The organism is Marinomonas posidonica (genome assembly GCF_043643765.1).
GTDB classification, from domain to species: Bacteria; Pseudomonadota; Gammaproteobacteria; order Pseudomonadales; family Marinomonadaceae; genus Marinomonas; species Marinomonas posidonica_A.
This window is the reverse complement of the sequence record NZ_JBHZSP010000013.1, coordinates 77,598-91,454: the sequence shown is the minus strand read 5'-3', so window position 1 is coordinate 91,454 and position 13,857 is coordinate 77,598. Positions and strand designations below refer to the sequence as shown.

Below are 13,857 nucleotides of genomic sequence, written 5' to 3'. Positions count from 1 at the left end.
ATGTTTGATTAAAAAGCCCTTAGCGATATGGCTAAGGGCTTTTATTTTCGCTTTATACTAATCCATAATGTGCGCCAGTTTATGGTTTGAGTGATCAATATGATAGTAGAAGCGTTGGTGTCGTTTGAGCAAAGGTTTAGGGCTTTTTTACAGGCGCAGGAAACGGCGGATGTTGCTCACGACCTTAACCACATTTTCCGGGTGGTAAAAGTGGCTAAGCAGTTAGCCATTGAAGAAGATGCGAAGCTTGATGTTGTGGTGCCTGCGGCTTGGTTACACGATTGTGTGTCATTGCCTAAGAATCACCCCCAGCGTGCTTTCGCATCACGTATGGCGGCAGATAAAGCGGTGACTTTTCTGCGTTTAATTGATTATCCAGAATGCTTTTTAGAGGCAATTCATCATAGTATTTGTGCCCACAGTTTTAGTGCGCAAATAACGCCAAAAACCATTGAAGCTGAGATTGTTCAGGACGCGGACCGTTTGGATGCTCTGGGCGCGATTGGAGTCGCTCGTTGTATGCAGGTCAGTGGCGCACTCAATCGCGCTTTGTATCATATCGATGACCCTTTTTGTGAGTCTCGACCTTTAGACGACAAACACTATTCGATTGATCATTTCTATGTGAAACTTTTCAATATTACCGATTCATTAAAGACCGCAGCAGCTCGTCGTGAAGGGAAACGACGTGAGAACTTCATGCGTCAATTTTTGACTCAGTTGAAACAGGAAATCTAGCCCTCTCTTTTGGCATTAAATTCATTAATATTGTGAATCATTTTTTGACCTATGGTTAAAAAATGATTCAACTCTTCATCCGTTAAACCCGCTTTTAAGGCATTTAATGCCGCATAATCTGCTCGCTGAAGCGTTTTAAAAGCCGATTTTCCTTGTTCTGTAAGGGTTAATATTTGACTGCGTTTATCTTTTGGGTTTGGGTGCTTTTCAATCAGTCCCTGATCAATCACTTCTTTTAGTAAACGGGTGATTTGCCCTTTATCTTTGTTGGTAATCTCCGCAATTGAGTGAGCTGTACATTCCGCTGTGTCATGGATTGTTTTCAGCATCAGGAAAGATAAGGGCGTTAATGAAAGTTGTTGAAGCTTCATCGTTTGCTTCATGGACCTTTGTAGACCTCTTATGGTCTGCATAAACATTTGTTGTAACTGAGATTCGAGATGGGACATAGACGTTAAGTGTTCCAATATGGTTGACAAGGTCAACTTGTTGATGTAATAATTGACATTATCAACCACTTTTTCCGAGTAAACAACTAAAATTTCCCTGAGAGAATACTTATGTCAAAAATGCTTCAAAAAATTGCCATCATTGCCAGTTTAGTTACGGTTATAGGGGGCACACTTACTTTTGTCATGACCTGGCGTAATCTGGGTTTTGGTGATGGCTTTATGATTTCTTGGTTATCAACCTTTGCTTTGTGCGTGTTGTGCATTGCGCCAATTGGTGGTGTGATTTCCTATTTGGTACATCATTTGGTGGATGGTACTTTGCCTAACTTATCTAAGCTGAAACAAGATCTTGTATTCGGTTTGATTATGGCGCTGATTATGGAATCCATTATGGCGGTTGTTACAACAATCAATTTGCACGGTTGGTTGGCAATAGAAGTTTTTATTAAGCAATGGGGGACGACTTTCCTAGCCGCATTGCCTATGGGGATTGTTTTCTCTATTTTGATGTCCTTGGTAATTAAACGTCGCTTGACGGCTTTTTTGGCCAAAGCCTGAGACAATTTAGCGACATAAGGCAACAGATTTAATTTGAGCGATCACTGACATACCGATAGACAAACCTAATTTTTGAGCTGAAAAACTGGTAATTCTGGACACTATAGGGGTATCGTCAATCAACAACCTTACTTGGGTCATGCTAGGGTTATTGGCTTCCTGTTGGAGGTCATCAATGACGGCAGAGAGGCGGTTCAGAATGCTGGATTGATCCGAATGGGTTAAGCTCAAACTAACGTCTCTGGCTTGAATTCTCAACCTAACCGTTTCTCCTAGTACCTCGTCTCCTTGTGCAAATACAATCGACTGGCGACCAAGACGAATCGTCGATAGCTGCCAGTCGGCATTTTGCTCGATGACCTTTCCAGAGATCAATACACTGGCATCTTGGTGATTGGCAAAGGAGGAGTCTAATTGACTAAGTAGGTCTGATGCTTTACCTGACTCCACCAATTTCCCTTGCTCTATCACTAAAATATGATTCGCTAATCGACTGACCTCATCTAGAGAATGGCTAACGTATAAAATTGGGATATCTGTCGCTAGGCAGACTTTTTCTAGGTAAGGCAAGATGTCTTGCTTTAGACGGTTGTCCAACGCCGATAAAGGCTCATCCATCAACAGTATACTAGGTTGTGACAACATGGCACGAGCAATAGCAACTCGTTGCGCCTCCCCACCTGATATTTGATTTGGATAACGTTCTAGTAAAGGTTTGAGGTTCATTAGAGACAACACATCTTGATAGTCAAAGCGTTGTTTTTTTTGTTTCGCTCGCTTGATAGCAAAGTGGAGATTTTGCTGTACGGTGAGGTGAGGAAATAGGCTAGTATCTTGAAAAACGAAACCAATCGGCCTTTGGTGTGTCGGCAAAAAGGTTTGATCATCTTGCCAAGTCTGCCCAGCATATTCCAAATGGCCTTGGATGTTAGGCTGGAGGCCTGCAATACAGCGTAATAATGTTGTTTTCCCCGAGCCAGAAGGCCCGAACAACGCAGTCACACCTGAAGGTTCGAGTTGAACATTTAACTCTAAGGCAAAGTCTGAGGAGGGGCGTTTTACTTGATTAAACTGAATCTTCAAGCCCGACTGAGTCATCACCAGATTCCTTTTTTATGTTGCTCATGTGTGTTTCTTTGAGCAAAGTAGAGCAGACATAAGACGAGAAACGCAAAAGCCATCATTATTAGAGATAAGGTGTGTGCTTGTGGGTATTCTAATGCCTCAACATGATCATAAATTTGCACGGAAATGACCTTGGTTTCACCTGGGATATTACCGCCGATCATCAAGACAACGCCAAACTCTCCTACTGTATGGGCAAATCCCAATACCGCAGCGCTTATAAATCCTGGTTTCGACAGTGGTATGACAACGGAGAAGAATCGGTCCATTGGCGAAGCACCGAGAGTGGCTGCAGCGTCCAGATGCTTGTCGTTAAGACTAACAAAGGTATTTTGCAGTGGCTGCATGACAAAAGGTAGAGAGTACAACATAGACGCGACGACAAGGCCTGCAAAGCTAAATGGCAAGGAGGCAACGCCTAAATCAGATAAGATTTTGCCTAATGTACTGTTTGGGCTTAGAAATATGAGCAAATAAAAACCCAATACGGTAGGTGGTAGTACTAATGGCATGGTGATTAAAGCGTTGATTGGTGCTTTTAAAATAGAGTGTGTTCGTGCTAACCACCAAGCGATAGGGGTACAGAATATCAGCAAGAGCATGGTAACTATGCTGGCCAACTTTAAAGTGAGCCAGATGGCAGTTAGATCGGCTGGGCTAAAGTTCATCATAAGGTATTAGTACGCACTGTTATAGCCAAATGACTGTAGCTTTGCTTGTGTATCTGCCCTCAGTAAAAATGTCATGAAATCTCGCGCTAAGGAAAGTTTGTCTGAATGGGATAGGATGACACCGGCTTGAAGAATCGGTTCATGAAAGGTTTCTGGAATGGGCACTATGTGGCCTAGTGAACTGTCTTTCAGGGTTTGTGATAACGCGACAAAACCGTATGCCACATTTCCAGAACGGACAAATTGATAAGTCTGACCAATGTTCTCTCCAGTGATGAGTTTGTGTTCGATCAATGACCAGATGCCTAAGTGTTGCAAACTTTGTTGCGCCGCTTTTCCATATGGGGCCAGTTTAGGATTCGCAATGGCAATTTTGTTTGCCATGCTTAATGCCTCAGTGATGTCGCCCGTGATGAGAGAGGACGGTGCCCATAAAGCCAGTTTGCCTTTGGCATAAACCGCAAAGCTGTCAGCTTTCGCTAATCCTTTATTTATTAATATTTGAGGCTTTTGAACATCGGCTGAAAGAAACACATCATAAGGTGCAAGGTGTTGTATTTGCGCGAATAATTTCCCAGAAGAGCCAAAGGATAAACTTAAGTTTTGCCCTGTCTCCTGTCGGAAATCTTCCGCAATGACCTTGATGGGATTAATGAAATTTGACGCCACAGCAAGTTTAAGGGTCTGAGCCTTAACCGTTGAAGGCAGATAGACAAGGATTAAAAGAGCAAATATGAGACAGACTTTGAAAACACAGGGGCTAAGCTTGATGGTCATAGTAGAGTCGCTTTTCATCTTGCTTCGTTATCCCTGCGGCGTGCTGGCTTAAGAAAACCCTTAAGCCAAAAGTAAATAGCAATTACCTTGCTCAATGCCAACCGTGGCTTTTTTCAAATGGCTACCTTGACAAGGGCCGGTTATACAAGTGCCATCCAATGGGGAAAAAAGAGCACCATGATGATGACATTTTAAATAATCTTCATCGGCGACAACCTCTTGATCAGACCAATGTAATGGCTTGTTTTGGTGTGGACAGCGATTTTCGTAGGCCACAATTTCGCCTTTTTGGCGAGTGACTAAGAAATCGTAATTTTCAATTTTTAGTGTTAGCGCCTTTCCTTCGGGTAGGTCTTGCGCATTAGGTATTAGATGCTTCTGAAACACGTGATGACCGTACTATTTTTATAATGATTAGAATGACTAAAATAAACGGAAGCCAAGCTTCTATTTACCACCAACTGAAACAAAAATACGCAGCGAAATGCCAGCTCAATCTATTTTCTGCGTAGGAAGACTCTAATTCGGTAAGTTAATTGAGTCAATATGCAAGAATTGAGTTAGTTTATTTTTCAGCGTTGCTTGCCCAAGCTTTGCTCCCTATACTTGCGACCCATGGCCAAGAAAACTTCCAAAAAACCAACGCGTAAGTCCTCGACGAAACGTAAAAAAAACACTCAGCCCTCTGTCCTGAAGCGTGTCTTTCGCGGGATGTTCAAATGGGGATGTCTTTTCGCACTCTTCGCCAGTGTGCCTTTTTCTATTTGGGTATGGTGGCTTAACGGACAAGTCGTTAGCCGTTTTGAAGGGCAGAAATGGCAAGTCCCATCAGAAGTTTACAGCGCGCCTATCATCCTCAAAAGCGGTGCGCCGTGGAAAAAAGCTGACCTAGAAAACCTGTTGGAAGAAACCGGCTATCGATTTGGACGTAACAGTCAAAAAGTCGGGTGGGCAGCTCGAAGTCGCACTAAAGTCAGCGCGCATTTACGTTCTTATGTTGATCATCAGGGCTTTCATGACAGTCAGCGTCGTATTTTTTCCTTTGAACGTGGGGAATTGCAAATTAATGCCTTGAATGGAGATGCCATAGACGAAGCTCGTATTGAGCCGCAGCGTATTGGCTTTTTGTATGGGGGTAATACGGAGAGCCGACAGATTTTAACCTATGATCAAATCCCACAAACTTTGTTAGATATTTTGGTGGCCGTCGAAGACCAAGATTTCTACCAGCATTGGGGAATTTCGTTAACCGGTATTGCCCGAGCTTTGGTGGTTAATTTAACCCATGGTTCACGACGACAAGGTGGGTCTACGCTGACTCAGCAGCTTGTCAAAAACATGTACTTAAGTTCAGAACGAACCTATACCCGTAAGCTCACAGAAGTCATAATGAGCTTATTGTTAGAGTTCCATTACTCTAAACAAGACATCATAACCGCTTACATGAACGAAGTGTATCTCGCACAAATTGGCAATCGCGCCTTACATGGTTTTGCGGCGGCCAGTCAGCATTTTTTTGGTCGACCACTAAACGAATTAAACATTGATGAATTTGCTTTGCTGGTAGGCATGGTGAAAGGGCCTTCTTTGTACAATCCCCAACGCTCGCCCGAGCGGGCCAAAACTCGACGTAATGTGGTACTGTCCGTCTTGAACCGACAAGGAAGATTGTCGCAAGCGGATTATCAGAGTCTCATTAAGCAGCCAATTCGTTTGGCTGATAAAAAGCGTGAACGTTCAGTGTACGGTGATTATTTAGACCTAGTGGCCATGCAGTTGTCTCGAGATTTCGATGAAAATACCTTGGCAACGGAAAATTTAAAAATTTACACTGGGGTAGACATTCGAGCACAACGTGCGGCTAGCCAAGCGATGCAGCGCCAAGTCGCGAATCTTGAACGTGGTGATCGTCAATTATTAGGGTTGCAAGGGGCGATGGTGGTTACTGATCGTGTTTCTGGACAGGTGCGAGCAATTGTTGGTTCAAGTGATCAATATTACACTGGCTTTAATCGTGCGCTTGGTGCTGTTCGCCCCATTGGCTCTCTAGTGAAACCCCCTTTGTATTTGTCAGCATTGGCTACTGGGCGTTATACCTGGTGGACAAAAATTAAAGACGAGCGTTTACGTTTCAAGGTTGGCGGGGATATTTGGGCACCAGAGAACTATGACCGACGGGTTCATGGTGAGGTTCACTTATATGAAGCCATGGCCAAGTCTTATAACTTAGCAACGATTTCTTTAGCGAATCAAATTGGCTTTGACCGAGTGGGCGACACTTTACGACAGCTGGGGGTGAAACGACCCTTTACGATGCACCCCGCAATGGCTCTGGGCGCTCTTGAGTTGTCACCGTTTGAAGTGTCACGGTTATACCAACCGATCGCATCGCGAGGGAAAAGTAGTGAGTTAGGCGTTGTCTTAGCGGTCATGGACCAAAATAATCGCTTGATTAAGCGCTTTAATCGGCAAACTGATGTGCCTTTTACTGACGCTATACTGGCCGTCACCTTAGATGGTATGACCAAAACGCCTGAAATTGGTACCGCCCGAGCGGCGAAAGCGGCCTTACCGAATTTAACCTTTGCTGCGAAAACCGGTACCACAAACCAGCAAAAGGACAGTTGGTACATCGGCATTACAGGGGATTACTCAACCACAGTTTGGCTTGGTGATGATGAGAATGTCCCTCTTAGTATTACCGGTAGCAGTGGTGCACAAAAAGTCTGGATTGATTTTACGCGTCATGTAAATTCAACTTCACTTCCTAACGATTTACCTTCTGGCGCGGGACGTTTTCAGGTATTGAATGATTCGTTTGAAAAGGCTGCAGATCGCTGTGACAACAAAGTGTCATTGGCGTTTGTGCTTGGTACAGAGCCGAAGAAATCCAGTTCTTGTTTTTGGCCTTTTTGATAAATGAATCTAAACCTATCTGACTGCTCTTGTTTTTTGTTTGTCATAACCATAGAGTAAGCTATTGTTGTGTATATGTTTTTATCATTTGTTAGGGGGCAAGCTTGCTAAAAAATCCTGATAAGGCTGGTCTTGAATGACGTCACGTGCTGTTTTATCTTATTTGTCTAGCTTTGTGTTGATGGCATTGTCGCAATGCGGTATGGCGGCAGGGGGGAATTTTGCTTCCTGTAATGAACTTACCGCAACAGGCAATTCAGAATATCCACCTTTTTTATGGCGCGACAAGCAGAATTCAACTCAATTACAAGGCGCCAATCGGATCATTATGGATGAATTAAGTCGTCGTATTGAGGTGCCAATTCGATTGCAGCATGCGGGACCTTGGTCAAGGGCTCAAAGCGAAGTTAAAGCTGGTCGTGTAGACCTGATGGCTGGCGCGTTTTATACCAGTAATCGAGCTGATTACATGGATTACTTTACACCAGTTCTCTTGTATACCCAGAGCGTGGTTTGGCAACGTAAAGCGACACCGTTTCCTTTCCAAAGGAAAGAAGATTTACAAGGCCGTTGGGGCGTTACCGTGATAAATAATAGCTTTGGTGAGCAATTTGATCGTTATGCCAAAGCCAATCTCAATATCTTGACCGTAGCCAGTTTAGCGCAAGCGTTAAAAATGTTGGCCACGAATCGTGTTGATTATGTGCTTTATGAAAAAAGCCCTGCTCAAGCATACGCAGGACTACTAGGATTATCGGAAAAGCTAGACGCTGTTGAGCCTCATATTAGCAGCGAGGGTTTATATCTGACCTTGTCAAAAGCCTCTGCTTGTAACACTCCAAGCCTTCGTCATCGAATCGCCGTTGCCTTGAGAGATATGAGTCAAGAAGGCTTTATGGAGCAAGCCTTGCTTGATGGGGCGGCGCTTTGGTCACTTAAAAATCGTCAGGCATTATTGAATTAAAGACGAATATAATTCAATCCATTGGTCAGTCACCTTGTCCCAACTGTAGTCATACTGCATGGCGTTAATTTGTTTTTGATGCCAAATAGCTGGTTGATGATACGTTTCTAAACAGCGTTGTAAACAGGCTTGTAAGGCCTCGCTTGTGGCGTCCTGAAAGTGGAAGCCGTTCGCTTTTTCTCCCTCTTCAAAAACGGTGTCAGCCAACCCACCTGTTTGTCGAACCAGAGGTAATGTGCCGTATTTAAGGGCATAAAGCTGAGTAAGACCACAAGGTTCAAATCGAGACGGAATCAAGAGTACGTCTAATCCAGCTTGTAGGCGATGAGAATAGGCTTCGTCATAACCAATACGAATAGCCACTTGCTCTGGGAATTGCTGTTGTAGCGCCATAAATCCTTGTTCTAGGGTTTTATCCCCTGATCCTAATAAGACAAAACGAGCGCCTTGAGCGAGTATCGTTGGCAGTGTTTCGAGGATTAGATCAAGGCCTTTCTGCTCTGTAAGTCGGCTCACCACACCAAATAATGGTTTCGTTAGATCGGTTGATAAATTGTTTTCAGCTAAAAGTGCCCGTTTGTTAGTGGTTTTCTGTTGTAGTGACGTAGTACTGTAAGTCTGGCGAATCAAGGGATCAATTTCTGGGTTCCAAGCATTGTAATCGACACCATTGAGTATGCCTGTGAGTTTATCGGATAGGACATTGAGAATGCCGTCTAGACCGTCACCATATTCTGGTGTGAGGATTTCTTGAGCGTAAGAAGGGCTGACGGTGGTAATGGCATCGGCATAGACTAAGCCTGCTTTAAGGCCTGAAAATCGACCATAGAACTCCATGCCTTGCATCGTGAGCAATTCTGTAGACAGCTGAGTGCTGGCAAATTTATGCATCTCGAAACTACCGTTGTAGCGCAAGTTGTGAACCGTTGTCACGACGGCGACAGATTTGTTTTCCCAGCTTTCTAAATAGGCCGCTGCAAATCCTGTTTGCCAGTCATTAAGATGAAGAATATCAGCTTGCCAATCAGTTAGTTCACTGTTGCTGACTAGGTAGGCTGCCGCCCAAGAAAAGGCGCAAAAGCGTAGATGATTATCCTCGAAGTCTTGGCCATTTTTATCCACATAGGGGCCGTCCTCTCTCTCATAAAGTGCCTGACATTGAACTAACCAAATGGGCGTATCATTTTCCGGTATGTGAGTTTCAAGAATGCGTAAATCCCCGACACCAAATGGGTTGCCTAAGTTGATAGTCTTCTGAATAGGCGCTACCTTTTCTAATATGCCTTGATAAGCTGGCATGATGAGCTTGACGTCATGACCCTTTGTTCGCAGAGCAAGCGGTAACGATCCTGCGACATCAGCCAATCCTCCAGTTTTGATCAATGGGTAAATTTCCGAGGCTGCGAAAAGTATTTTCATGGTTAGGTGTCTTTATTTTGTGTAGTAGGTTTTTGAAGTATACCTAACTGACGTTTGGATGAGAGTAATTTATCACTTTAAAGGGCTTCACATGGACTTAAATACAGCGTGCATGAAAACCATATCCATCATCTTAGCAGGTGGGCGTGGTTCTAGGTTAAAACAGTTAACGGATCAACGCTCTAAGCCAGCTGTGCCAATTGCTGGCAAGTATAAAATCATCGATTTCCCTCTGTCCAATTGCATCAATTCTGGTATGCGACGGATTGCGGTATTAACTCAATATCGATCTCATACATTGAATCAGCATGTGCAACGAGGCTGGAATTTTCTACGCTCGGACTTTAATGAGTTCATTGAATTATGGCCGGCTCAACAACAAACGGGAGGTGATTGGTATCGCGGTACAGCGGATGCTGTTTATCAAAATTTGGCCATGATTAGAGACTTACAAAGTGAATACATATTGGTCTTGGCGGGGGATCATGTCTACAAGCAAGATTACAGCTTGATGTTAAAAGAACACCTTGAAAGTGGTGCTGATGTGACGGTTTCTTGCATTGAAGTGCCAGTGGAAGAAGCGCATCAGTTTGGCATCATGCACGTAGATGAAGATGACAATATCATCGCTTTTGAAGAGAAGCCCGTCCATCCTCCAACTATGCCTGGTAAGCCTGAAGTGTCCTTGGCGAGTATGGGGATTTATATCTTTAATACCAAATTTTTATCTGAGAACTTGTGTTCAGATGCGCAAGATAAAGAATCTAGCCACGACTTCGGCAAAGATTTAATTCCCTATTTTGTTGGTCGAAGCCATATTAAAGCGCATCATTTTTCCAATAGTGTGGTGGTGAACGAAAATTATCCACAAGATGCTTATTGGCGTGATGTGGGGACGTTAACAGCTTATTGGGAAGCCAATATGGATCTTACTAAGCTTGTACCTGAGTTGGATTTGTACGATGAGAATTGGCCAATTCGAACCGCACACTATCAACGGCCGGCAGCGAAGTTTAATTACAACTACGAAGAGCGCATTGGTACTGCCTTAAACTCGGTGGTATCAGCGGGTTGCATTGTTTCTGGGTCGACCGTGGAGCAATCTATTTTATTCAATAATGTGCGCGTGAACTCGTATTCTCATGTAAATGAGTGCGTTATTTTGCCGCGCTGTGACATAGGTCGTCATTGTCGCTTGAACAAGGTGGTGGTGGATTCTGATTGCCAGATTCCTGAAGGTACCGTTATTGGCGAAGACCCACAACAAGATAGCGCGCGTTTTTACCGAAACGAAGATGGCATTACCTTAGTCACTCAAGCCATGATTGAAGCATTGAGCTGAATAATGCGTAATTAGTTACCTCGGCTTGCTTGAAAAGTGGAAATTAGGGCGCATTAGTAGGGTTTAGCTTGCGTGTTTCGGTTATCCCCGTAACCTGTGGATAACCCTATTGGTGACTTAATGATAACTCATTGGAGGCCAGTATAAATCGTGCTTTGCGAGGGAGTGTTCAATTCTTCTTCAGTGCCGAAATTAAGTATGAATCTTGCGCAATGTTGTTTCTTTTTTATGCTGACCAGAAGTAGGGGAGCTTATGTTTACAGGTATTATTCAAGGCAAGGCAAGTGTTCAATCGGTTACTCAAGATGGTCGAAATAAACGTTTAGAAATCTTGTTCCCTGAAGGGGTGATGTTAAGTCAGCAGTTGGGGGCCAGTGTGGCCATCAATGGTGTTTGCTTAACGGTGGCGGAAATAGCTCATGATGTGCTGACATTCGATGTCATTGATACGACGCTTGCCTTGACCAATATTGGCTTATTGCAAGTCGGTGATACGGTGAATTTTGAACGTGCTGCTAGAATGGGCGATGAAATTGGTGGTCACGTTATGTCGGGCCATATCATGACGTCAGTGACGGTTTCTCGTATAGAGAAAATAGAGGAAAGTGTGCACATTCGTTTCGTCACGGATCGTCAGCAAGAAGTGGATGCGCGACGCTATTTGTTTGATAAGGGTTATGTGGGATTGAATGGCGCTAGCTTGACCATTAGTGACATAGGTGATGATTGGCTGGAAGTGTCTTTAATTCCAGAAACGTTGCGATTAACGACGTTTTCGATCTTGTCTGTTGGGGATAAGGTAAATTTGGAGATTGACGCTCATACTCAAGCAACCGTGGATACGGTAGAGCGAGTATTAAAAGAGAAAGGCATTGTCTTGCCTTGAAGGAAGGCGTGAAATCAATGGAGTCCTAAGCGGAATTTCGGTAGAATGCTCGGCAAATTCTAACCAGATAATAAGTTGATAACTCGGCTTGATGCGCTTTGCGAGAGAGTATCTTGTGGGAAACTGGCTATCTTGTGGCTTCTTATCAACCTATGATCATTTTAATATCGCTTTTATAGTGTGAGAAAATAGTGTCTTCAAACAATCTTAAGCACATACGCAATTTTAGTATTATCGCCCACATTGACCACGGTAAATCCACTTTGGCGGATCGTTTTATTCAAGCCTGCGAAGGTTTGAGTGAACGTGAAATGTCTGCTCAAGTACTTGATTCAATGGACATTGAACGTGAGCGTGGTATTACCATCAAGGCGCAAAGTGTGACCTTGGATTACCAAGCGAAAGACGGCGAAACCTACCAGTTAAATTTCATTGATACTCCAGGGCACGTAGACTTCTCATATGAGGTTTCTCGTTCATTGGCCGCTTGTGAAGGGGCTTTGTTGGTAGTGGATGCGGCGCAAGGTGTAGAAGCACAGTCTGTTGCCAATTGTTATACTGCCATTGAGCAAGGCCTTGAGGTCATGCCAGTTTTGAACAAAATTGATTTGCCGCAAGCAGAACCCGAAAGAGTGAGTGCTGAGATTGAAGAAATTATCGGCATTGATGCAATGGACGCAGTGACTTGTTCGGCGAAAACTGGGATGGGGGTTGAAGACGTATTGGAGCGCTTGGTGTCCACGATACCAGCGCCAGAAGGGGATACGGACGCTCCATTGCAAGCCCTCATCATTGACTCATGGTTTGATAACTACTTAGGCGTTGTGTCTTTGGTTCGAATCAAGCAGGGGACTTTGCGTAAGAAAGATAAGATCTTCATTAAATCCACTAAGCAAGCACATCCAGTAGACATGGCCGGCATTTTTACGCCAAAACGTAAGGAAACCGGTGTTTTGAAAGCGGGTGAAGTTGGTTATGTCGTGGCGGGTATTAAAGACATTCATGGGGCGCCAGTGGGCGACACCATTACTCATGCCACTACTCCTGATGTAGAGCAATTGTCTGGTTTCCAAAAAGTAAAACCACAAGTTTACGCTGGCTTGTTTCCTGTTAGCTCAGATGACTACGAAGACTTTCGTGTTGCCTTAGGCAAGTTGACGTTAAATGATGCGTCCTTGTTTTATGAACCAGAAAGCTCAGATGCGTTAGGATTTGGTTTTCGTTGTGGCTTCCTTGGTATGTTGCACATGGAAATCATCCAAGAGCGTTTGGAGCGTGAATACGATCTGGATTTGATTACCACCGCGCCAACGGTAGTGTATGAAATTGAGTTAAACAGTGGCGAGGTGGTGTATGTTGATAGCCCCTCTAAAATGCCTGACCCGGGAACGGTCAAAGAGATGCGCGAACCGATTGTTGAAGCCAACATTCTGGTACCGCAAGAGTTTTTAGGTAACGTTATTACACTTTGTGTGGAAAAACGTGGTGTTCAAAAAGACATGCAATATGTTGGTCGTCAGGTGCAATTACGTTATGAGTTGCCGATGAACGAAGTGGTGATGGATTTCTTTGATAAATTGAAATCTTGTAGCCGTGGTTTTGCCTCTTTAGATTATAGCTTCTCGCATTTTAGTGCAGCGGCTTTATGTCGCTTAGACATCTTGATCAATGGCGAGCGTGTCGATGCTTTGGCTTTGATTATGCACAAGGATAACGTTCAATCTAAAGGGCGTGCTTTGTGTGAAAAAATGAAAGATTTGATTCCACGTCAAATGTTTGATGTGGCGATTCAAGGTGCGGTTGGAGCAAAAGTGATTTCACGTACGACCGTAAAAGCCATGCGCAAAAATGTAACAGCAAAATGTTACGGTGGTGATGTGAGTCGTAAGAAAAAATTGTTACAGAAGCAGAAAGAAGGTAAAAAACGCATGAAGCAGGTCGGTAATGTGGAAGTGCCACAATCTGCTTTCCTTGCGGTTTTGCAGCTGGACAGCTAATAAAAAACCAAA

General features: G+C 43.8%; 13 protein-coding genes. 7 read left to right on the top strand and 6 right to left on the bottom strand.

Annotated elements, in window-relative coordinates:
• Positions 1 to 99: 99 nt before the first annotated feature.
• Positions 100 to 738 (top strand): HD domain-containing protein, encoded by a 639-nt coding sequence (locus ACHUFM_RS15255; RefSeq protein WP_394183240.1) that lies wholly within the window; start codon positions 100 to 102, stop codon positions 736 to 738.
• On the opposite strand, the gene ACHUFM_RS15250 is transcribed toward ACHUFM_RS15255, so the two are convergent.
• Positions 735 to 1,121, bottom strand: a complete 387-nt coding sequence (locus tag ACHUFM_RS15250; protein ID WP_394183239.1) for a MarR family winged helix-turn-helix transcriptional regulator — start codon at positions 1,119 to 1,121, stop codon at positions 735 to 737. The two genes, ACHUFM_RS15255 and ACHUFM_RS15250, sit on opposite strands and share 4 nt — an antisense overlap.
• Positions 1,122 to 1,298: 177 nt before the next feature.
• Between ACHUFM_RS15250 and ACHUFM_RS15245 the strand changes: the two genes are divergently transcribed.
• Complete coding sequence (locus tag ACHUFM_RS15245) at positions 1,299 to 1,748, top strand: DUF2798 domain-containing protein (RefSeq protein WP_394183238.1); 450 nt, start codon at positions 1,299 to 1,301, stop codon at positions 1,746 to 1,748.
• 6 nt (positions 1,749 to 1,754) lie between these two features.
• Here ACHUFM_RS15245 and modC read toward each other — a convergent pair whose 3' ends face one another.
• The 4 genes from modC to ACHUFM_RS15225 are packed head-to-tail and all read right to left on the bottom strand — an operon-like array spanning position 1,755 to position 4,708.
• Positions 1,755 to 2,846 carry a molybdenum ABC transporter ATP-binding protein gene (gene modC, locus ACHUFM_RS15240; RefSeq protein ID WP_394183237.1) on the bottom strand — a complete coding sequence of 364 codons (1,092 nt, stop codon included), beginning with the start codon at positions 2,844 to 2,846 and terminating at the stop codon, positions 1,755 to 1,757.
• On the bottom strand, positions 2,846 to 3,544 hold the full coding sequence (gene modB / locus ACHUFM_RS15235; RefSeq protein ID WP_394183236.1) for a molybdate ABC transporter permease subunit: 699 nt from the start codon (positions 3,542 to 3,544) through the stop codon (positions 2,846 to 2,848). The genes modC and modB overlap by 1 nt, the downstream gene beginning before the upstream one ends.
• A 6-nt stretch (positions 3,545 to 3,550) precedes the next feature.
• Positions 3,551 to 4,339 carry a molybdate ABC transporter substrate-binding protein gene (modA, locus tag ACHUFM_RS15230; protein ID WP_394183235.1) on the bottom strand — a complete coding sequence of 263 codons (789 nt, stop codon included), beginning with the start codon at positions 4,337 to 4,339 and terminating at the stop codon, positions 3,551 to 3,553.
• 42 nt (positions 4,340 to 4,381) lie between these two features.
• Positions 4,382 to 4,708: a Rieske (2Fe-2S) protein gene (locus ACHUFM_RS15225; protein ID WP_394183234.1), complete on the bottom strand. Its 327-nt coding sequence runs from the start codon at positions 4,706 to 4,708 to the stop codon at positions 4,382 to 4,384.
• Positions 4,709 to 4,936: 228 nt separating this feature from the next.
• Here ACHUFM_RS15225 and ACHUFM_RS15220 point away from each other — a divergent pair, with 228 nt between their 5' ends.
• A complete protein-coding gene (locus ACHUFM_RS15220) occupies positions 4,937 to 7,237 on the top strand; it encodes a transglycosylase domain-containing protein (protein WP_394183233.1) in 2,301 nt (766 codons plus the stop codon).
• 136 nt (positions 7,238 to 7,373) lie between these two features.
• A complete protein-coding gene (locus tag ACHUFM_RS15215) occupies positions 7,374 to 8,201 on the top strand; it encodes a substrate-binding periplasmic protein (protein WP_394183232.1) in 828 nt (275 codons plus the stop codon).
• Here ACHUFM_RS15215 and glgA read toward each other — a convergent pair.
• A complete protein-coding gene (gene glgA, locus ACHUFM_RS15210) occupies positions 8,190 to 9,620 on the bottom strand; it encodes a glycogen synthase GlgA (RefSeq protein ID WP_394183231.1) in 1,431 nt (476 codons plus the stop codon). The genes ACHUFM_RS15215 and glgA overlap by 12 nt on opposite strands.
• Positions 9,621 to 9,711: 91 nt before the next feature.
• On the opposite strand from glgA, the gene glgC reads away from it, so the two are divergent.
• From glgC to lepA, 3 genes are all read left to right on the top strand, one after another.
• Positions 9,712 to 10,962: a glucose-1-phosphate adenylyltransferase gene (glgC, locus tag ACHUFM_RS15205; protein ID WP_394183230.1), complete on the top strand. Its 1,251-nt coding sequence runs from the start codon at positions 9,712 to 9,714 to the stop codon at positions 10,960 to 10,962.
• Positions 10,963 to 11,215: 253 nt separating this feature from the next.
• Positions 11,216 to 11,848 carry a riboflavin synthase gene (locus tag ACHUFM_RS15200; RefSeq protein ID WP_063333875.1) on the top strand — a complete coding sequence of 211 codons (633 nt, stop codon included), beginning with the start codon at positions 11,216 to 11,218 and terminating at the stop codon, positions 11,846 to 11,848.
• 191 nt (positions 11,849 to 12,039) lie between these two features.
• Positions 12,040 to 13,845, top strand: coding sequence for a translation elongation factor 4 (gene lepA / locus ACHUFM_RS15195; protein WP_394183229.1), 1,806 nt, complete (start codon positions 12,040 to 12,042; stop codon positions 13,843 to 13,845).
• Positions 13,846 to 13,857: the final 12 nt, after the last annotated feature.

Excerpts from the sequence above, each read along its gene's own strand:
- glgC (WP_394183230.1), top strand. The coding sequence starts at position 9,712 with ATGGACTTAAATACAGCGTGCATGAAAACCATATCCATCATCTTAGCA.
- ACHUFM_RS15220 (WP_394183233.1), top strand. The coding sequence starts at position 4,937 with ATGGCCAAGAAAACTTCCAAAAAACCAACGCGTAAGTCCTCGACGAAA.
- modC (WP_394183237.1), bottom strand. The coding sequence starts at position 2,846 with ATGACTCAGTCGGGCTTGAAGATTCAGTTTAATCAAGTAAAACGCCCC.
- modB (WP_394183236.1), bottom strand. The coding sequence starts at position 3,544 with ATGATGAACTTTAGCCCAGCCGATCTAACTGCCATCTGGCTCACTTTA.
- ACHUFM_RS15245 (WP_394183238.1), top strand. The coding sequence starts at position 1,299 with ATGTCAAAAATGCTTCAAAAAATTGCCATCATTGCCAGTTTAGTTACG.
- ACHUFM_RS15250 (WP_394183239.1), bottom strand. The coding sequence starts at position 1,121 with ATGAAGCAAACGATGAAGCTTCAACAACTTTCATTAACGCCCTTATCT.
- ACHUFM_RS15215 (WP_394183232.1), top strand. The coding sequence starts at position 7,374 with ATGACGTCACGTGCTGTTTTATCTTATTTGTCTAGCTTTGTGTTGATG.
- ACHUFM_RS15255 (WP_394183240.1), top strand. The coding sequence starts at position 100 with ATGATAGTAGAAGCGTTGGTGTCGTTTGAGCAAAGGTTTAGGGCTTTT.
- glgA (WP_394183231.1), bottom strand. The coding sequence starts at position 9,620 with ATGAAAATACTTTTCGCAGCCTCGGAAATTTACCCATTGATCAAAACT.
- modA (WP_394183235.1), bottom strand. The coding sequence starts at position 4,339 with ATGAAAAGCGACTCTACTATGACCATCAAGCTTAGCCCCTGTGTTTTC.
- ACHUFM_RS15200 (WP_063333875.1), top strand. The coding sequence starts at position 11,216 with ATGTTTACAGGTATTATTCAAGGCAAGGCAAGTGTTCAATCGGTTACT.